Source organism: Streptomyces tendae (assembly GCF_014650435.1).
Lineage (GTDB): Bacteria > Actinomycetota > Actinomycetes > Streptomycetales > Streptomycetaceae > Streptomyces > Streptomyces tendae.
In genome coordinates, this window is sequence record NZ_BMUY01000002.1 from 286,668 (window position 1) to 304,861 (window position 18,194).

Annotated in this window: 17 protein-coding genes and 1 tRNA gene; 8 read left to right on the plus strand and 10 right to left on the minus strand. The window is 69.8% G+C overall.

Going from position 1 to position 18,194, the window contains the following annotated elements; genetic code table 11:
* Positions 1–31: 31 nt before the first annotated feature.
* Entirely contained in the window at positions 32–1,003 is a 972-nt protein-coding gene (locus IE258_RS06195; protein ID WP_189741117.1) for a helix-turn-helix transcriptional regulator, read from the plus strand.
* Here IE258_RS06195 and IE258_RS06200 read toward each other — a convergent pair.
* From IE258_RS06200 to dnaK, 6 genes are all read right to left on the minus strand, one after another.
* The gene (locus IE258_RS06200) at positions 966–2,003 is read right to left on the minus strand and encodes a helix-turn-helix transcriptional regulator (protein ID WP_189739973.1); all 1,038 of its coding nucleotides are present in this window, start codon (positions 2,001–2,003) and stop codon (positions 966–968) included. The genes IE258_RS06195 and IE258_RS06200 overlap by 38 nt on opposite strands.
* Positions 2,004–2,153: 150 nt before the next feature.
* Positions 2,154–3,272 (minus strand): sugar ABC transporter substrate-binding protein, encoded by a 1,119-nt coding sequence (locus tag IE258_RS06205; protein WP_189739976.1) that lies wholly within the window; start codon positions 3,270–3,272, stop codon positions 2,154–2,156.
* Between the two features lie 205 nt (positions 3,273–3,477).
* Positions 3,478–3,933, minus strand: coding sequence for a heat shock protein transcriptional repressor HspR (locus tag IE258_RS06210; RefSeq protein WP_059299450.1), 456 nt, complete (start codon positions 3,931–3,933; stop codon positions 3,478–3,480).
* A 5-nt stretch (positions 3,934–3,938) separates the two neighbouring features.
* Positions 3,939–5,135, minus strand: a complete 1,197-nt coding sequence (gene dnaJ / locus IE258_RS06215; RefSeq protein ID WP_189739980.1) for a molecular chaperone DnaJ — start codon at positions 5,133–5,135, stop codon at positions 3,939–3,941.
* A 42-nt stretch (positions 5,136–5,177) separates the two neighbouring features.
* Positions 5,178–5,855: a nucleotide exchange factor GrpE gene (grpE, locus tag IE258_RS06220; RefSeq protein ID WP_087808189.1), complete on the minus strand. Its 678-nt coding sequence runs from the start codon at positions 5,853–5,855 to the stop codon at positions 5,178–5,180.
* Positions 5,852–7,711 (minus strand): molecular chaperone DnaK, encoded by a 1,860-nt coding sequence (dnaK, locus tag IE258_RS06225; RefSeq protein WP_189739984.1) that lies wholly within the window; start codon positions 7,709–7,711, stop codon positions 5,852–5,854. The genes grpE and dnaK overlap by 4 nt, the downstream gene beginning before the upstream one ends.
* 351 nt (positions 7,712–8,062) lie before the next feature.
* Here dnaK and IE258_RS06230 point away from each other — a divergent pair, with 351 nt between their 5' ends.
* The 3 genes from IE258_RS06230 to IE258_RS06240 all read left to right on the plus strand — a co-directional run bounded on the left by IE258_RS06230 (position 8,063) and on the right by IE258_RS06240 (position 12,906).
* The gene (locus IE258_RS06230; RefSeq protein WP_189739987.1) at positions 8,063–10,345 is read left to right on the plus strand and encodes a heterodisulfide reductase-related iron-sulfur binding cluster; all 2,283 of its coding nucleotides are present in this window, start codon (positions 8,063–8,065) and stop codon (positions 10,343–10,345) included.
* Between the two features lie 139 nt (positions 10,346–10,484).
* Positions 10,485–11,789, plus strand: coding sequence for an FG-GAP repeat domain-containing protein (locus tag IE258_RS06235; RefSeq protein WP_189739990.1), 1,305 nt, complete (start codon positions 10,485–10,487; stop codon positions 11,787–11,789).
* Between the two features lie 79 nt (positions 11,790–11,868).
* Positions 11,869–12,906, plus strand: coding sequence for a Yip1 family protein (locus IE258_RS06240; protein ID WP_189739993.1), 1,038 nt, complete (start codon positions 11,869–11,871; stop codon positions 12,904–12,906).
* Positions 12,907–12,980: 74 nt separating this feature from the next.
* Here IE258_RS06240 and IE258_RS06245 read toward each other — a convergent pair whose 3' ends face one another.
* Positions 12,981–13,478: a phosphoribosyltransferase gene (locus tag IE258_RS06245; protein ID WP_159325101.1), complete on the minus strand. Its 498-nt coding sequence runs from the start codon at positions 13,476–13,478 to the stop codon at positions 12,981–12,983.
* 34 nt (positions 13,479–13,512) lie between these two features.
* Positions 13,513–14,088 (minus strand): dCTP deaminase, encoded by a 576-nt coding sequence (dcd, locus tag IE258_RS06250; protein WP_127892587.1) that lies wholly within the window; start codon positions 14,086–14,088, stop codon positions 13,513–13,515.
* Between the two features lie 510 nt (positions 14,089–14,598).
* On the opposite strand from dcd, the gene IE258_RS06255 reads away from it, so the two are divergent.
* Positions 14,599–14,672 (plus strand) — tRNA-Gly (locus tag IE258_RS06255).
* A gap of 139 nt (positions 14,673–14,811) precedes the next feature.
* Here the strand turns inward: IE258_RS06255 and IE258_RS06260 are convergent.
* Both IE258_RS06260 and IE258_RS06265 read right to left on the minus strand, forming a co-directional pair.
* Positions 14,812–15,210, minus strand: a complete 399-nt coding sequence (locus tag IE258_RS06260) for a PIN domain-containing protein (RefSeq protein WP_189739996.1) — start codon at positions 15,208–15,210, stop codon at positions 14,812–14,814.
* Positions 15,207–15,488 (minus strand): hypothetical protein, encoded by a 282-nt coding sequence (locus tag IE258_RS06265; protein WP_189739999.1) that lies wholly within the window; start codon positions 15,486–15,488, stop codon positions 15,207–15,209. Before IE258_RS06265 ends, IE258_RS06260 begins: the two co-directional genes overlap by 4 nt.
* A 331-nt stretch (positions 15,489–15,819) precedes the next feature.
* Here IE258_RS06265 and IE258_RS06270 point away from each other — a divergent pair, with 331 nt between their 5' ends.
* Genes IE258_RS06270 through IE258_RS06280 form a run of 3 tightly spaced genes read left to right on the plus strand, consistent with a single transcriptional unit; the run spans position 15,820 to position 18,124 of the window.
* Positions 15,820–16,224, plus strand: coding sequence for a GntR family transcriptional regulator (locus IE258_RS06270; RefSeq protein WP_189740002.1), 405 nt, complete (start codon positions 15,820–15,822; stop codon positions 16,222–16,224).
* Positions 16,221–17,117: an ABC transporter ATP-binding protein gene (locus IE258_RS06275; RefSeq protein ID WP_189740005.1), complete on the plus strand. Its 897-nt coding sequence runs from the start codon at positions 16,221–16,223 to the stop codon at positions 17,115–17,117. The genes IE258_RS06270 and IE258_RS06275 overlap by 4 nt, the downstream gene beginning before the upstream one ends.
* A complete protein-coding gene (locus IE258_RS06280) occupies positions 17,114–18,124 on the plus strand; it encodes an ABC-2 membrane transporter-related protein (RefSeq protein WP_189740008.1) in 1,011 nt (336 codons plus the stop codon). Before IE258_RS06275 ends, IE258_RS06280 begins: the two co-directional genes overlap by 4 nt.
* Positions 18,125–18,194: the final 70 nt, after the last annotated feature.

The following is an 18,194-nucleotide window of genomic DNA, read 5'->3' on the forward strand; positions in this document are numbered from 1 at the left end:
TCGACGAAGAGAGCCACACGTGACCCGAGAGATGCATCACCACGGAACGGAGGAGCTGTGTGATGCGGGCCTGGAGATCTACGCCCGTGCACTGCGGGAAGGACACCTTCCCAGCGCCGAGGCAGCCGCGGCTCCCTGCCTGATCGACAACGGCGTGCTCCACCCGGCCGTCGAGGACCTGGACCGCCTCGAGCCCGTACCGCCCACCGTCGTGCTCCAACGCCTGCTCCGGTCCTCGGAGGACCGCATCGCCGACGAGAGACGGCGCGGGCAGCGGATGGCCGATGTCTTCGAGCCCCTCATGCGTCTGGGCCGCCGCGATGTCCCCACCGAGGACACTCCGGCCCTCAGAATCCTCAGCAGCAAGGAGCGCACCGGCCAGGCCATCGAGGAAGCCATGGCCGAGGGCAGGAAAGAACTCCTCGCGATCCAGCCGCACGACTCACACGTCACCAAGCGCCCCGACATACTCGAAGGGGCCATGAAACGGGACCAGGCCTTCCTCGACCGCGGCGCCCGCATCCGCACCCTCTACCAGCACACCAACCGTCACGCCCCCTACACACGGGCCCGCTACGAGCTCCTGCGCGGCGACGTGGAGGCACGCACGCTCGACGAGGTCACCGAACGGCTCATCATCGTCGACCGCACCGTCGCCTTCATCCCCGCAAGCGCCGACCGCTCACTCGCCCTCGAAGTCCGCCACCCGGCCCTCATCGCCTACTTCGCCAACACCTTCGACCGCCTCTGGCACCTCGCCACTCCCATGCACCCCCAAGCCGTCCACCAGCCCACCCTCAACGGCATCACGCCCCGCCAACGCGCCATAGCCGCCCTTCTCATCGAGGGCCACACCGACTCCGACATCGCCGACCGCCTCGGCATGAACGTCCGCACCGCCCGCGTCCACATCGCCAAACTCGCCGCCACCCTCGGCAGCGAAAGCCGGGCCCAGCTCGGCTACCTCATCGGGCAGTCGGGGATTCTCGATCAGGGAGGATGACGGGGGCCGGGGCGCTGCGCGGGGAGCCGTCCAGGCCGGCCTGGGCGATGCGGACGCCCAGCTGGGTGCGGCTGGCCGCGCCGAGGGTTTCCGAGAGGCGGGCGATGTGCGCGCGGGCCGTGCGGACGCTGATGCCGAGGCGTTCCGCGATCACCGCGTCCTGGTGGCCCTCCGCCAGGAGCGCCGCGATGGACTGCTCCCGGTGGGAGATGCCCTCGATGCCCGTGTCGGGGAGGGGGGCGGTGAGGGGGATCGCCAGGCGCCACAGGCGTTCGAAGACCGTGACCAGGTAGGCGATCAGCGCGGGATGGCGCAGTTCCAGGGCCATCGTGCGGTCGGTGTTGGCGGGGATGAAGGCGACCGTGCGGTCGAAGAGGATGAGCCGGTCGATGACCTCGTCGAGGGTGCGGGCCTCCACCGCGTCACCCATGAGCTCCAGGTAGTTGAGCAGGCCCTGCCCGTGCCGGGCCACGTGCGTGTACAGGTCCCTCATCCGCACCCCGCGCCCGCGCAGCGCCAGCGCCCGGTGCAGGCCCTCGGACAGTTCGTGCTCGCGCCGGATGCCGCCCGGCTGGACGGTGAGCACCTCCGTCGTGCACGCCTGCGTCGCCTCGTCCATCGCGGCCTGGATGCGGGACAGCCCGTCGAGGACCCGGATCGCCGTACTCTCCGGGCCGGCCGGGGCCTGGAGCAGCCGGCCGAGGTCCGCGTACCACTCGAAGGCCTCCACGGCCGAGCCCACCCGCCGCTGACTGGCGCTGACCTCGTCGTGGACCCCGCGCAGCAGCCGCGTCATGACCTCCTGCGGGGAGGTCGGCACCAGCCAGTCCATGTCGTCGGGATCGGGGTGCAGCAGGGCCAGTTCCAGGAGGCAGGGGACCTGCTCGGCGTCCCGGCGCGGCACGCGGCCCCGCCGTACGGCCCGGGAGTACACGCGGTCCCCGGCAGCGCACAGCCGGTCGGCCCCGTGCGGGTGCTCCTGAGCCCCGTGCCCGGCCATCGCCCATCCCACCCCCGGTTCCGGCTCTTCCGCAGCGCAACTATGCGCGGCCCGGACCGGCTCCGCAACACGGCTCCGCCCCGTACAGGGAACGAGAAGGGCCGGTTTCAGCCGTAATGCCCGAGAGGTGGAACCGGGGGGACACCCGGGCTACTTCAGCCCGAGCTCCGCGCACGCGTCCGCGTACTTGGCGGTGCAGATGTCGCTGACCTTGTAGAAGCCCTCCGCGATGACCGTCTCCTCGATGTTGGCCTTGGTGAGGGCGACGACGGGGACGAGCTGCGCGGGGATGCCCTTGTGGGTGGGGCTGTCGACCTTGTCGCGGGCGAGCGCGTCGAACTGGATGTCCCGGCCCTGGACCCGCGCCACGGCCATCTCCGCGGCGTTCTCGGCCTCCTGCGGGTAGGACTTGTACACGCTCATGTACTGCTCGCCGGTGACGATCCGCTGCACCGCCGCGAGTTCCGCGTCCTGGCCGGTGATCGGCGGCAGGTCGGTGACGCCCGCGTCCTCCAGGGCCTTGATGATGCCGCCCGCCATGCCGTCGTTGGCGGAGTAGACGCCCGCGATCTTGTTCTTGCCGATCTTCTCGATCGCCTCGGTCATGTTGGCCTCGGCGTTCTCCGGCTTCCAGTCCTTGGTGTCGAAGGACTGGGCGATCGTCACCTTGCCGTTCAGCTCGGACAGCGCGCCCGCCTTGAACTGCTTGGCGTTCGGGTCGGTGGACGAGCCGTTCATCATGACGACCTTGTCGGAGCTCTCCGGGTCACCGCCCAGCGCCTCGATGAGGGAGCGGCCCTGGACCTCGCCGACCAGTTCGTTGTCGAAGGAGATGTACGCCTCGATCGGGCCCTCGGCCAGCCGGTCGTAGGCGATCACCGGGATGCCGGCGTCCTTGGCCTTCTGCACTCCGTCCGCGATGGCGTGCGAGTCCACCGCGTCCAGCACGATCACGTCGACCTTGTCGTCGACCATCTGCTGCATCTGCTCGGCCTGCTTGGCGGCGCTGGCCTCGGCGTTGGCGTACTTGACGTTGCCCTCGTCGCGCGTGAGGTCACCGACCTTCGCCTTGAAGAAGGGGTAGTCGAACTGCTCGTAGCGCGTGTTCTCCTTCTCCGGCAGCAGCAGGCCGACGGTGATGTCGTTGCCCTTGGTCGGGCTCGCGTCGTCGCTGCTCTCCGAGGCGCCCAGCACGCCACAGGAGGCGAGCGAGAAGGTCATCAGGCACGCGGCCACGGATATGGCGGTACGACGGGCACGGCTGCTCACTGCGCTAGACCTTCCGACACACGGGAGTAGTTGGTATCCAGGTGACCCAGGTGACCCCGGTGAAGGAAGCCAACGCTGTCTTCACCAAATCGTCAAGAAGTACTAGACCAATGAGACAGCACCGTTGTGAACCAGCCCCGGAGGACGGGATGGTCCTCCGGGGCTGTCGCTGCCGTTCTTCCCTTGTGCCGCCTGCCGGCCCGGGTCAGTCCGAGGACTGGCCGTGGCGCTTGGGACGCCAGACCACCAGGGCGCTGGTCTGCTGTACCTCTTGGTAAGGAACCAGGTCACGGCGGTACGACGCGTGCACCGCGGCCTCGCGCTGACGCATCGCCGTGGCGGCGCCGTCGAGCGCGGCGGCCAGCTCGGCCGCGCGGGCCTGCAGCTCGGCGACCTGGTTCTCCAGTTCGATGATGCGCTTGATTCCGGCCAGGTTGATGCCCTCGTCCTGCGACAACTGCTGGACCTGCCGGAGCAGTTCGATGTCGCGGGCCGAGTAGCGCCGGCCCCGGCCGGCCGTGCGGTCCGGGGAGACCAGGCCGAGACGGTCGTACTGGCGCAGCGTCTGCGGGTGCAGGCCGGAGAGCTGGGCCGCCACCGAGATGACGTAGACCGGGGTGTCCTCGGTCAGTTCGTACGGGTTGCGTCGACGACCGTCCATTCCCGTCAAGCTCCCTTCGCGGCCTGGAACAACTCCGCCCGCGGATCCTCGTCCGCGGTCGCCTCGCGATACGCCTCAAGCGCGTCACGAGCCTTCCCCGTCAGGTCCTTCGGAACACTCACCTCCACGGTGACCAGGAGGTCGCCGCGGGTGCCGTCCTTGCGGACCGCGCCCTTGCCCCTGGCCCGCATGGTGCGGCCGTTGGGCGTGCCCGCCGGCAGCTTCAGCGTGACGGGCGGACCGCCCAGGGTCGGGACCCGGACCTCGCCGCCGAGGCCCGCCTCGGCGTAGGTGACCGGGACGGTGACGGTGAGGTTGTCTCCCCGGCGGCCGAAGACGGGGTGCTCCTTGACGTGCACGACCACGTACAGGTCGCCCGCCGGACCGCCCCGCTCGCCCGGCGTGCCCTTGCCGCGCAGCCGGATGCGCTGCCCGTCCAGGACCCCGGCCGGGATCCGGACCTGCATCGTCCGCGAGGACTTGGCGCGTCCGGAACCCTTGCAGACCTCGCAGGGGTCCTCGGCGATCAGGCCGCGGCCCTTGCAGTCGGGGCACGGGTCGGTGAGCGAGAAGCCGCCGCCCGAACCCCGCGCGACCTGGCCGGTGCCGACGCAGGTCGGGCACACGCGCGGTGTGCCGTTCTTGTCGCCGGTGCCCGAACATGCCTTGCAGGGCGCCTGCGAGGACATCCTGAGCGGCACGGTCGCGCCCTCGATGGCCTCGGTGAAGCTCAGGGTGACCTCGGACTCGATGTCCTGCCCGCGCCGCGGCTGCGTGCGCGTGCCGGTGCCCGGTCCGCCGCCGGTGCGGTTGAACAGGCCGCCGAAGACGTCCCCGAGGCCGCCGCCGAAGCCGCCGGCGCCGCCCTGGCCTCCCCCGCCCTGGGCGCCGCCTCCGAAGAGGTCGCCCAGGTCGAAGTTGAAGGTGCCGCCGCCCGCGCCCGGCCCCGGGCGGAACCCGCCGTTGCCGAAGAGGGCGCGGGCCTCGTCGTACTCCTTGCGCTTCTTGGGGTCACCGAGGATGTCGTTGGCCTCGGAGATCTCCTTGAAGCGCTCCTCCGCCTTGACGTTTCCCTTGTTGGCGTCCGGGTGGTTCTCGCGGGCGAGCTTCCGGTACGCCTTCTTGATCTCGGCCTCGGTGGCGTCCTTGGGGACGCCGAGAACCTTGTAGTAGTCCTTCTCGATGAAGTCCTTCGTGCTCATCCCCGACGTCCCTCCTCTCGCGCCTGTGTCGTCACTTCAAGCTCAGCCCTCGTCCGGGCCACCGCTCTCCTTGGTCCCGGCGTTGTCCTCCGCGTCGGAGGCGTCCTGTCCCTCGGCGCCGGCCTCGGCCGGCTTGACCGTCTGGGCGCCCGGCTGCGGCTCGGCGACCGCCACCCGCGCGGGGCGGATGGTGCGTTCGCCGATCCGGTACCCGGGCTGCAGGATCGCCACGCAGGTCGTCTCGGTGACGTCCGGTGCGTAGGAGTGCATCAGGGCCTCGTGGATCGTCGGGTCGAAGGGCTCGCCCTCCTTGCCGAACTGCTGGAGGCCCATCTTGGCGATGACCGTCTCCAGCGACTCCGCGACGGACTTGAAGCCGCCGACCAGTTCGCCGTGCTCCCGGGCGCGCCCGACGTCGTCGAGCACGGGAAGCAGCTCGGACAGGAGGTTCGCGACGGCGACCTCCTTGACCGCGACGCGGTCCCGCTCCACCCGGCGGCGGTAGTTCTGGTACTCGGCCTGGAGGCGCTGGAGGTCCGCGGTGCGCTCGTTCAGCGCGGTGCGCACCTGGTCCAGCTGGGCCACCAGACCCGCGTTCTCGCTCGCGTCCCCGGCCGGGGCCGCCCCCTCTTCGGAGGCGGCCTGCGGCTCGGCGTCGTCAGGGGTGGCGCCGGAGGGGACGTCGGGCTTCTCGTCGAAACCCGGGGTCTCCTCCGTCACGCGGCACCGTCCTTGCGCTCGTCGTCCACGATCTCGGCGTCGACGACGTCGTCGTCGGCCTTGTCACCGGAGGCGGCACCCGCGTCGGCGCCCGGGGCCTCGCCGCCGGCGGCCTGCGCGGCCTGGGCGTCGGCGTACATGGCCTGGCCCAGCTTCTGCGAGACGGCGGCGACCTTCTCGGTGGCGGTGCGGATCTCGGCGGTGTCCTCGCCCTTGAGCTTCTCCTTCAGCTCGGCGACGGCACCCTCGACCTCGGTCTTCACCTCGCCGGGGACCTTGTCCTCGTTGTCCTTGAGGAACTTCTCCGTCTGGTAGACGAGCTGCTCGCCCTGGTTGCGGGACTCGGCGGCCTCGCGGCGGGCGTGGTCCTCCTCCGCGTACTTCTCGGCCTCCTGGCGCATCCGGTCGACCTCGTCCTTCGGCAGCGAGGAGCCGCCGGTGACGGTCATCTTCTGCTCCTTGCCCGTGCCCAGGTCCTTCGCGGTCACGTGCATGATGCCGTTGGCGTCGATGTCGAAGGCGACCTCGATCTGCGGGACGCCGCGCGGCGCCGGCGGCAGACCGGTCAGCTCGAACATCCCGAGCTTCTTGTTGTACGCCGCGATCTCTCGCTCGCCCTGGTAGACCTGGATCTGCACGGAGGGCTGGTTGTCCTCGGCGGTGGTGAAGATCTCCGAGCGCTTGGTCGGGATCGTCGTGTTCCGCTCGATCAGCTTGGTCATGATGCCGCCCTTGGTCTCGATGCCGAGGGACAGCGGGGTGACGTCGAGCAGCAGGACGTCCTTGACCTCGCCCTTGAGGACACCGGCCTGCAGGGCGGCACCGATGGCGACGACCTCGTCCGGGTTGACGCCCTTGTTCGCGTCCTTGCCGCCGGTCAGCTCCTTGACGAGCTCGGCGACGGCGGGCATACGGGTGGAGCCACCGACGAGAACGACGTGGTCGATCTCGGACAGCTGGATGCCGGCGTCCTTGATGACGTTGTGGAACGGCGTCTTGCAGCGCTCCAGCAGGTCGGAGGTCAGCTGCTGGAACTGGGCGCGGGTGAGCTTCTCGTCCAGGTGCAGCGGGCCCTCGGCGGACGCCGTGATGTAGGGGAGGTTGATCGTGGTCTCGGTGGACGAGGACAGCTCGATCTTCGCCTTCTCGGCGGCCTCGCGCAGGCGCTGCAGCGCCATCTTGTCCTTGGCCAGGTCCACGCCGTGGCCGGACTGGAACTGCTTGACCAGGTAGTCGACGACGCGCTGGTCCCAGTCGTCACCACCGAGGTTGTTGTCACCGTTGGTGGCCTTCACCTCGACGACGCCGTCGCCGATCTCGAGCAGCGAGACGTCGAACGTACCGCCACCGAGGTCGAAGACCAGGATGACCTGCTCGTCCTTGTCCAGGCCGTACGCCAGCGCGGCGGCGGTCGGCTCGTTGACGATGCGCAGGACGTTGAGGCCCGCGATCTCACCGGCCTCCTTGGTGGCCTGGCGCTCGGCGTCGTTGAAGTACGCCGGGACGGTGATGACCGCGTCGGTCACCTTCTCGCCCAGGTAGGACTCGGCGTCCCGCTTCAGCTTCTGCAGCACGAAGGCGCTGATCTGCTGCGGGTTGAAGTCCTTGCCGTCGAGGTTGACCTTCCAGTCGGTGCCCATGTGGCGCTTGACCGAGCGGATGGTCCTGTCGACGTTCGTGACCGCCTGACGCTTGGCCACCTCGCCGACGAGCACCTCGCCGTTCTTGGCGAAGGCGACGACGGACGGCGTGGTCCTGGCGCCCTCGGCGTTGGTGATGACGGTGGGCTCGCCGCCCTCCAGAACGCTGACGACGGAGTTAGTCGTGCCCAGGTCGATGCCGACCGCACGTGCCATGGTGAATAACCTCCAGCTGACTTGAGTGGAACAGGCTCAAGTGTGCACGACACCCGGCAACGGGTCAACAGAGGTGAGTCGGCCAGGCTCAACTCTTATCCGTTCCTTACGCGCAATGGGGGCGGGTGCGGCGCGTCGCGGCCAGGGTTGCCTCAGCGACGCAGATCACCGCACGTCCGACTACAGTGCGGCGGAGGATGGGGGTAGTCTCAAACGGACTGATTAAGTTACCGCTTAGTAATACGAGTCCCACCAAGCACCACCGAGCACCACCCAGTAGTACCGAGCCATACCAGTAGTACCGAGTACCACCGCCCCCCTCGTAACCTCGCAGGCCCGAGGAGCCCCCAAATGCAACTCGCCGCGATCATCGTGTCGCTGGTCCTGATCGTGGTCGGCGTCGCACTGTTCGGCCGCGCCGTCCTGCAGATCGTCAACTACATGCGGCTGGGCCAGCCGGTGCCGGCCGGAACGCGGACCAACGACCCCGTCGACCGCACCGTCACCGTGGTCAGGGAGTTCCTCGGCCACACCCGGATGAACCGCTGGGGCATCGTCGGGGTGGCGCACTGGTTCGTCGCGGTGGGCTTCTTCTCCCTGCTGCTGACCATCGTCAACGCCGTCGGCCAGCTCTTCCAGGCCGACTGGATCCTGCCGGTCATCGGCGACTGGGCGCCGTACAACGTCTTCGTCGAGTTCATCGGCACGATGACGGTGCTCGGCATCCTGGTCCTGATCGTGATCCGGCAGCTCAGCCACCCGCGCAGGCCGGGCCGCAAGTCCCGCTTCGGGGGCTCCAACTTCGGCCAGGCGTACTTCGTCGAGGCCGTCATCCTCGTCGTCGGCGTCTGCATCTTCATGCTGCACGCGCTGGAGGGCGCTCTCCACCACGTGGACGGCTACGAGGCGTCGTTCTTCATCTCGTACCCGGTCGTCTCCGCGCTCCATGACGTGGACCTCGGCACGCTCCAGAACCTCGTCTACTTCTTCGCCGGACTGAAGATCGCGACCTCCTTCATCTGGATGATCACGGTCGCCCTGAAGACCGACATGGGCGTGGCCTGGCACCGCTTCCTGGCCTTCCCGAACATCTGGTTCAAGCGCGACGCCAAGGGCGGCACCGCCCTCGGCCCGCTGCTCCCGATGACCTCGGGCGGCAAGCCGATCGACTTCACCGACCCCGGCGACGACGACGTCTTCGGCGTCTCCCAGGTCGAGCAGTTCTCCTGGAAGGGCCTGCTGGACTTCTCCACCTGCACCGAGTGCGGCCGCTGCCAGTCGCAGTGCCCCGCCTGGAACACCGGCAAGCCGCTCTCCCCCAAGCTCCTGATCATGTCCCTGCGCGACCACGCGCACGCCAAGGCCCCCTACCTGCTGGCCGGCGGCGGCAAGACCATGGAGGGCGAGGAGAAGGCGTCCGAGGAGCAGCTGGCCGGCGTGCCCGCGGCCGCGCTCGCGGAGGCCGAGCGCCCGCTGATCGGCACCCTCGAGGAGAACGGCGTCATCGACCCCGACGTCCTGTGGTCCTGCACCACCTGCGGCGCCTGCGTCGAGCAGTGCCCGGTCGACATCGAGCACGTCGACCACATCGTCGACATGCGCCGCTACCAGGTCATGATCGAGTCGGCGTTCCCCTCCGAGGCCGGCACGATGCTCAAGAACCTGGAGAAGAAGGGCAACCCCTGGGGCCTGGCCAAGAAGCAGCGCCTGGAGTGGCTCAAGGAGCTGGACTTCGAGGTCCCGGTCGTCGGCAAGGACATCGAGGACCTCACCGAGGTCGAGTACCTGTACTGGGTCGGCTGCGCCGGCGCCCTGGAGGACCGCGCCAAGAAGACCACCAAGGCCTTCGCCGAGCTGCTGCACATCGCGGGCGTCAAGTTCGCGATCATGGGCGGCGACGAGAAGTGCACCGGCGACTCCGCCCGCCGCCTGGGCAACGAGCCCCTGTTCCAGGAGCTCGGCATGGAGAACGTCATGACCCTCAACGCCGCCTTCGGCGAGGAGATGGACGACGACGGCAAGGTGACGCCCGAGTCGGCGAAGCCCAAGTCGGCCAAGAAGATCGTCGCCACCTGCCCGCACTGCCTCAACACCCTCGGCAACGAGTACCCGCAGCTCGGCGGCGACTATGAGGTCATCCACCACACCCAGCTGCTCCAGCACCTCGTCGACGAGGGCAAGCTGCTCCCGGTCACCCCGGTCGAGGGCATCATCACCTACCACGACCCCTGCTACCTGGGCCGCCACAACAAGATCTACACGCCGCCGCGCGAGATCATCGCCGCCGTCCCGGGCGTCCGCAACGAGGAGATGCACCGCCACAAGGAGCGCGGCTTCTGCTGCGGCGCGGGCGGCGCGCGGATGTGGATGGAGGAGCGGATCGGCAAGCGCATCAACAACGAGCGCGTCGACGAGGCCCTCTCGGTCAACCCCGACATCGTCTCGACCGCCTGCCCCTTCTGCCTCGTCATGCTCACGGACTCCGTGAACGGCAAGAAGAACGACGGCAAGGCGAAGGAGTCCATCCAGGTCGTCGACGTCGCCCAGCTCCTGCTGGACTCCGTCAAGACCCCGGCCGACCCGACCGGCGACCCGGAGCCGGAGAGCGAGCCGACACCGGAGCCGGTGAAGTAGCAGCCGCCCGGCACCCGGCGCTCCGCCGACACCCCCAGGTCCGCCCGGACCCGGGGGTGTCGCCGTATGTCGAACACGTGCATCATTACCCGGTCGTTGTCGGTAATGGTGATACGGGTCGATACGGACGAGGTGAACGGTGCGCCTGCGCAGAAGCACCACCCTGACCGGCACAGCCGCCGTCGGCTGCCTGCTGCTGCTCGCCGCCTGCGGCCACGGCCAGGCGCCCGCCGCCGAGGACGCCGCCGCCCCCACCCCCGTACGCGCCGCCCAGGCGCCCGCCCTGCTCCCCGTCCCGCACGGCGAGGGCAGCGAGGTCCCCGACGACTTCAACGGCGACGGCCACCGCGACCTGATCCTCGACGACCTGGTCAAGGCGGAGAGCCACGCCGACGACGCCGGCATCGGGATCGTCTACGGCTCGTCCCGCGGACTGGTGCCGGGAGCCCGGCAGTTGCTCACGCCGAAGCAGCACGCGGCACGCGTCGACGGCCAGTTGCCGGCCGTCTTCGAGGCGGAGGCGAGCTGCGACCTCGACGGCGACGGCTTCACCGACCTGGTGGTCACCACCGACCCGCCCTACGACGGCCAGGGCCGCCCCCCGGTCCCCCTCCAGCTCCTCTTCGGCTCCCCGGCGGGACCGACCGACCGCGCGGTCCCGCTGACCGTCCCCGACAAGGCCCGCTACGGCAACGACTGGCCCGAGCGGCCGGTCTGCGGCGACTTCGACGGCGACGGCGCCCAGGACCTGGTCGTCCACGCCTCCGCCGGCCGCCTCAGCTACCTGCGCGGCCCCTTCACCCGCAAGGGCGACCCGCACCAGGCCGGCGCGCCCGTCCCGTCCCCCGGCGAGGCCCCGACCGGCCCCGCCGCCGACGTGAACCGCGACGGGTACGACGACCTGGTCGTCCGCACCTCCGCGGGCCCCGGCAAGGCGGCCCTCGTCCTGGGCGGCCCCGACGGCCCGACCCGCACCGGGGTCACCCTCCCCGCCGGCGTCGACATCGCCCTGGGCGCCTTCGGCAAGGGCAAGGCGCTGGACGCGGCCGTGGGCACCCTGGACGACACCGCGATGCGCTACGACCTGCCCACCGCGACCCGCAGCGCCCTCGACACCCCCGGTTCGATGCTCGACGCCGCCGACTTCGACGGCGACGGCCTGAGCGACCTGGTCTCCAGCGGCTCCGGAGTACGCGTCCACCCGGGCCGCGAGTCCGGGCTCACGACCAGGGCCCCGGTCACGGTGCGACCCGCGGCGACGGGCACGACGCGGGTGCTGACGGTCGGCGACTTCGACGGCGACGGCCTCGCGGACCTGGTGCTGCGCACCCATCGGGGCGACACGGAGGACTCCGTCGAGGTCCACCGGGGCGCGCCGAAGGACGTCGTGACGGCACGGGCCGCGGTCACCTTCTCGACGTCGCAGTTCCTGACCCGCTCCTGACCCCGTGGGGAGCCGGAGGGCACCCACCGCCGGTCCACCGGTCGGGCCTCGGGGACTCCTCAGGGAGCACCCGTAAGGGATGTCACAGCTCGGCCGCAAAGGACCCCCCGAATGGCCGGGCCCCGCCCGTCACTCTCCGGGACCAGGTACGTTCGAAGGCGTGGCTGGATTCAGGATCGGACGCGGCCGGGACAACGGCGCTCCAAACGCGCGACCGCAACGCCCCCCGTACGGACAGCAGGCGCCCCAGGGACCGTCGTACGGCGGTCCCGCGGCGCCTCAGCCCCCGTACCCGCAGCAGCCGTACGGGGGTGGCGCCCCCGCGCCCGGCGGCTCCCCGTGGCCGCAGGCACCCGGCGGCGGACACGGAGGTCACAGAGGCGGGCACGGTGAGCCGGAGTACTTCGGCGACGGCGGCTACGGACAGGGCGGCCCCGGCGGCCACCCCCAGCAGGCACCGTACGACCCGTACGCGGCCAACAACCCGGGCCACACCCAGGCGTTCACGGTGGACGACCCCTACAACCAGGGCGACACCTACCGTGCCGGTTCCGCCCCGGCCCCCGGCCCGGTCGGCCCCCGCCTGCACTGGAAGGACCTGCTGAGGGGCGTCGTCCTCGCCCCCAACCAGACCTTCCTCCAGATGCGGGACTACGCGATGTGGGTCCCGGCGCTCATCGTGACGTTCCTCTACGGCCTGCTGGCGGTCTTCGGCTTCGACGGCGCCCGCGAGGAGGCGATCAACGCCACCCTCTCGAACGCCATCCCGATCGTCCTGACCACGGCCGTGGCGCTGGTGCTGAGCGCCTTCGTGCTGGGCGTGGTCACCCACACCCTGGCCCGCCAGCTCGGCGGCGACGGCGCCTGGCAGCCCACGGTCGGCCTCTCCATGCTGATCATGTCCCTCACGGACGCCCCGCGCCTGGTCGTCGCGATGTTCGCCGGCGGCGACGCGCCCTTCGTCCAGATCCTCGGCTGGGCCACCTGGATCGCGGCCGGCGCCCTCCTCACCCTGATGGTCAGCCGCTCCCACGACCTGCCCTGGCCCAAGGCACTCGGCGCCTCCGCCATCCAGCTGATCGCCCTGCTGTCGATCGTGAAGCTCGGCACGTTCTGACGGGACGGCATGGTGTGTGAAGGGCCCCCGGCGCGACGCCGGGGGCCCTTCACACACCATGTCCTTCACGGCGCTCAGGCGTCGAGGACCTGCCCGGCCCGCCGCACGACGGGCTCCTGCACGGACCACGGGAAGTTGATCCAGTCATCCGTCCGCTTCCACACGTACTCGCACTGGACGAGGGAGTGGGACTTCTCATAGATCACCGCGCTGCGGACCTCGGCGACCGTGTCGAGGCAGAAGTCGCGCACCAGCTTGAGCGTCTTGCCGGTGTCCGCGACGTCGTCGGTGATCAGGACCTTCTTGTCGGAGAAGTCGATGACGTTCGGGACCGGCGCGAGCATGACGGGCATGTCGAGCGTGGTCCCGACCCCGGTGTAGAACTCCACGTTCACGAGGTGGATGTTCTTGCAGTCGAGCGCGTACGCCAGCCCGCCCGCCACGAAGACGCCGCCGCGGGCGATGGACAGCACTATGTCCGGCTCGTACCCGTCGTCGGCGACGGCCTGTGCGAGTTCCCGCACGGCGACGCCGAACTGCTCGTAGGTCAGGTTCTCCCGAACATCACTCATGCGCGCGCCCTGCTCATCCTGCTCGTCACTGGGTTCAGACCTGGGTCCGATGGAAATTGAGGAAGGACCGGGAGGCGGTCGGCCCCCGCTGCCCCTGGTAACGGGACCCGTAGCGCTCGCTCCCGTACGGGTGCTCGGCCGGCGAGGTGAGCCGGAACATGCAGAGCTGCCCGATCTTCATCCCCGGCCACAGCTTGATCGGGAGGGTCGCGAGATTGCTCAGCTCCAGCGTCACGTGCCCCGAGAAGCCCGGGTCGATGAACCCGGCGGTGGAGTGCGTGACCAGTCCGAGCCGCCCGAGCGAGCTCTTCCCCTCGAGCCGGGACGCCAGATCGTCGGGGAGGGTGATGACCTCGTACGTACTGGCCAGCACGAACTCGCCGGGGTGCAGGATGAACGGCTCGTCGCCCTCCGGCTCCACGAGCCGGGTCAGATCCACCTGCTCGACGGAGGGGTCGATGTGCGGGTACCGGTGATTCTCGAACACCCGGAAGTAGCGGTCGAGACGCACGTCGATGCTCGACGGCTGCACCATGGAGTCGTCGAACGGATCGATCCGCACCCGCCCGTTGTCGATCTCGGCCCGGATGTCCTTGTCTGAGAGAAGCACGCACCGAGGATACGCAAGGCGCGCGGAGCAGCGACAACCGCCGCCGCGCCGCGCGCCCGATCCCGCTCTGCGTCTGTGCTACCGCTTCTCCGCGCCCACGGGCACGGCGCTCCGCAGCCGCGCACACCGCGGACATCGGACGAGCCGACCGGGGCCGAGTCGCTCGGCCTGCTGCATCGGGAACGAGGTGGCGGTGAACACGTGCCCATCGGCACAGCGGACGACGGTGCGCTCCATCAAGTCCTTCAAGTCCCTTCCCCAAGAGCCGCGTCTGGCTTACTACCCTGACGACAAAAGCCACAGTACGGGATGAAAGAGACGACTCTCCAGGCGGCACTCCGCCCTCACGCACACCCTCTTCAGGGCCCCCACCGTACGCCCCAACTCCGAGCCTCCGCAGCCTCGTCCCCCACCCCCGAACGACCACCGGCCCCACGGTGCGAACACCGGGGGCCGGGCATGGGGTAGAGTGAGCGAGCGTCCAGGCACCGACCTCGGTCGGCGTCTTAGGCGGGTGTAGTTTAATGGTAGAACATCAGCTTCCCAAGCTGAGAGCGCGAGTTCGATTCTCGTCACCCGCTCCACAAGGCCCAGGTTACCGACCTGGGCCTCAGTCGTTTCCGAGAGGGTATGTCCTCCCAGCCGGCCTGCCGGCTGGGCAGGAGACCGCTGAGCGGCGGCCGAGTCCGCACGGCGAGCACCGCCCCTACAAGGCGTCGCGGCTCAGACCTTCTCCGCACTCAGGCGCGGATGTTCGGCAGTGAGCAGCCCGATGTCCTCCACGTCCGACGTCAGAATCGTCACCCGGCCGGGATGCTGCAAGGCGGTCGCGCACAGCATGGCGTCGATGGCGTACTTGTGGCCGTGCAGCCCCGCTGCCCGCAGCAAGGCGGCAGCGGATTGCGCGACGGCTTGGGTCACCGGCTCGACGCTCAGGCGGGACAGGGTCCACTTCAGTGCGGCGTCGTCGATCTTCGGATGGATCACCTCGACCAACACGGCCGCCGAGGTGATCACGGGCAGATCCGCGTCGCGAGCCGCCGTCAGCCACTCGTGGACTTCCCGATCCCGGTGTACTGCCTTCGCCAGACCCTCGCTGTCCAGGACCAGGGCACCGCTCACGCGGCCGCCCCGGTGTTCGTGGCGCCTCCGGTCAGCCGGGCACGCTTGGCCGCCACGGCCTCGGGATCGGCCGGACCGTGCACCTTGTCGAAGTCTGCGATCAGCTCGTCCAGATTGTCGCGCTCGATCTGCCGCTGGGCCGCCTTCTCCAGGTAGGCCGAGACACCTCGCTTGCCGACCCGCTCACGGATGGCCTGCAGGGTTCCGGCGGCCAAGGTGACGGAGATACCGCTGGTGGGGCCGTCGCCGGGCGGGAAGTCAACGTCGTCGTCAGTCACACTTCGAGTATGCCATTCGAAATAGCACAGCAGGTGGAAAGTGGCGCCGCGCGGCCCTGATCGAATGACAGAGGCCCGGCGTCAGGCGCTCGTGAATGCAGTGCGGTCGCAACGCCTCGTTCAACAGCTGAACCCCGCACTGGAGGACCGTGTGCAGCCGTCCCCTCGGTGGCGCCGATACCTGTCTCCATGAAGAGGGCCCAGGTCATCGACCTGGGCCTTACTTGATGTCTAGGCGCTGACTCCCCGTGGGCCCGGGCAGCCGGCGTTCGCAGCGCGCACCTTGCCGAAGGGCTACCGCATGAAGCTATAGTGCTAGGAAGCTAGATAAATGGAGGAGCCGGTGATTGAGTTCCATCTGAACAGCCGGTCCGGGCTGCCCCCGTATCAGCAGCTGGTCCAGCAGGTGAGGCACGCGTTGCGGCTCGGCCTGCTGAACGAGGGGGACCGGCTGCCGACCGTCAAGGACGTAGCGAGGCAGATGGCGGTCAATCCGAACACGGTGCTCAAGGCGTACCGGGAGCTGGAGCACGACGGTCTGGTGGCCGCTCGTCCCGGTGTCGGGACGTTCGTGACCCGGACGCTGGCCGACGGCACGCTCGCCGCGCACGGACCGCTGCGCAAGGACCTGCAGCGCTGGCTGACCAAAGCCCGTCTGGCCGGGCTCGACGACGAGAGCATCGAGGCGCTGTTCGTGAGCACGTTCCGCAACGCTGCCGGGGAGGACGTAGCGTGAGTGCCGTCTTGCGCGCCCAGGGCCTGGGCAAGAGGTACAAGCAGCGCTGGGCGCTGCAGAACTGCGACCTGGACATCCCTTCCGGCCGGGTGGTGGGCCTGGTCGGCCCCAACGGAGCGGGCAAGTCGACTCTGTTGAACCTGGCCTCCGGCATGCTGCGGCCGTCGGCCGGGACCATCGAGGTGTGCGGTGGCCGTCCTGCCGAGGGTGTGGAACAGCTGGCCAAGGTCGGCTTCGTCGCCCAGGACACCCCGGTCTACGCCGCGCTGAGCGTCGCCGACCACCTCGACTTCGGCAAACGCCTCAACCCGAACTGGGACGAGGGCCTGGCTCGCGACCGGATCCGTCGCCTCGGCCTGGATCCCAAGCAGAAGGCCGGCAAGCTGTCCGGCGGCCAGCGCGCGCAGCTCGCTCTCACCCTGGGCATCGCCAAGCGCCCGGAACTGCTGATCCTGGACGAGCCGGTCGCGGCCCTGGACCCGCTCGCCCGACGGGAGTTCATGCAGGACCTGATGGAGGCCGTCGCCGAACACGAACTGAGCGTCGTGCTCTCCTCCCACCTCGTCTCCGACGTGGAACGGACCTGCGACTACGTCATCGTCCTGGTCGACTCCCGGGTGCAGGTGGCCGGCGACATCGACGACCTGGTCGCCTGCCACCACCGGCTCACCGGACCGCGCCGCGACCCGGCCACGCTCCCGGCCGGCCAGCACGTCATCACGGCCAGCCACACCGAACGGCAGACCACCCTCCTGGTGCGCACCGACACCGCGGTCCACGATCCGTCCTGGACCGTGACTCCCCTTGGCCTGGAGGACATCGTCCTGGCCTACATGACCCGGCCCGCCGACGCGGTACGTGACACCCGGCCCGCCCTGGAGGTACTCCGATGATCTGGCTGAGCTGGCGCCAGTTCCGCACCCAGGCCGCCGTGGTGTTCGCCGCGGTGGCCGTCCTCGCCGTCATCCTCGCCGGCACCGGACCGCAGCTGGCCGATCTCTACCGGACGGCCGGCAGCGGCCTGGTGGACCAGGTCTCCAGTGCGGACCAGACGCTCTACTACACCGGACTGCTGGTCGTGTATGCCGTGCCGGCGGTCATCGGGATGTTCTGGGGTGCGCCGCTGATCGCCCGGGAACTGGAGACCGGCACCCACTACCTGGCCTGGAACCAGGGCGTCACCCGCACCCGCTGGCTGGCGACCAGGCTCGGCCTCGGTGCGGCTGCCTCCATGACCGCTGCCGGACTGACCAGCCTCGCGGTGAGCTGGTGGAGCAGCCCCATCGACCGGGCCGTCAACGGCGGCGGCGCGACGGACACGTACTTCGCGCGGCTCGACCCGGTGGCCTTCGCCGCCCGGGGGGTCGTCCCCATGGCCCATGCCGCCTTCGCCTTCGTCCTGGGCGTCGCCCTCGGCCTGGTCGTCCGCCGCACCCTGCCCGCGATGGCCACCACGTTCACCCTCTACGCCGTCGTCCAGGTCGCCGTGCCGATGTGGCTCCGGCCTCACCTGGCCGCCGCGAGCCGGACCACCGTGGCGATCGAACCCGACGGTGGCCCCATCAGCATCCAGGACGGCGCCAAGCAGATCGTCGCGCACCTCGAAGACGTACCCGGGGCCTGGGTCACTTCCCAGCAGACACTGAACGCCGCCGGTCAACCGGCCCCCGTGCCGTCGTCCTTCGCCGACTGCCTGCGCACCGAGTCCGGTCCTCCCGCACTGCAGCAGATCGACGGCTGCGTCGCCGACCTCGGCGCCCTGGGTTACAAGCAGCAGGTGACGTACCAGCCCGCCGACAACTTCTGGGCCCTTCAGTGGGCCGAGACCGGGCTGTACCTCGGCCTCGCCCTGGCCCTGACCGGCTTCTGCGCCTGGTGGATCCGCCGGCGAGTGGCCTGACAGCCCTCGCACCCAGGATGGGACCTCGCGGTCCGGCCCCATGCCCGCAAGGTCGTCCGGTGGACCGGGG

Coding starts and splice junctions, on each gene's coding strand:
- IE258_RS06195 (WP_189741117.1), top strand. CDS start 32: ATGCATCACCACGGAACGGAGGAGCTGTGTGATGCGGGCCTGGAGATC.
- IE258_RS06200 (WP_189739973.1), bottom strand. CDS start 2,003: ATGGCCGGGCACGGGGCTCAGGAGCACCCGCACGGGGCCGACCGGCTG.
- IE258_RS06210 (WP_059299450.1), bottom strand. CDS start 3,933: ATGGACGGTCGTCGACGCAACCCGTACGAACTGACCGAGGACACCCCG.
- dnaJ (WP_189739980.1), bottom strand. CDS start 5,135: ATGAGCACGAAGGACTTCATCGAGAAGGACTACTACAAGGTTCTCGGC.
- dnaK (WP_189739984.1), bottom strand. CDS start 7,711: ATGGCACGTGCGGTCGGCATCGACCTGGGCACGACTAACTCCGTCGTC.
- IE258_RS06230 (WP_189739987.1), top strand. CDS start 8,063: ATGCAACTCGCCGCGATCATCGTGTCGCTGGTCCTGATCGTGGTCGGC.
- IE258_RS06240 (WP_189739993.1), top strand. CDS start 11,869: ATGTCACAGCTCGGCCGCAAAGGACCCCCCGAATGGCCGGGCCCCGCC.
- IE258_RS06245 (WP_159325101.1), bottom strand. CDS start 13,478: ATGAGTGATGTTCGGGAGAACCTGACCTACGAGCAGTTCGGCGTCGCC.
- IE258_RS06270 (WP_189740002.1), top strand. CDS start 15,820: ATGGAGGAGCCGGTGATTGAGTTCCATCTGAACAGCCGGTCCGGGCTG.
- IE258_RS06280 (WP_189740008.1), top strand. CDS start 17,114: ATGATCTGGCTGAGCTGGCGCCAGTTCCGCACCCAGGCCGCCGTGGTG.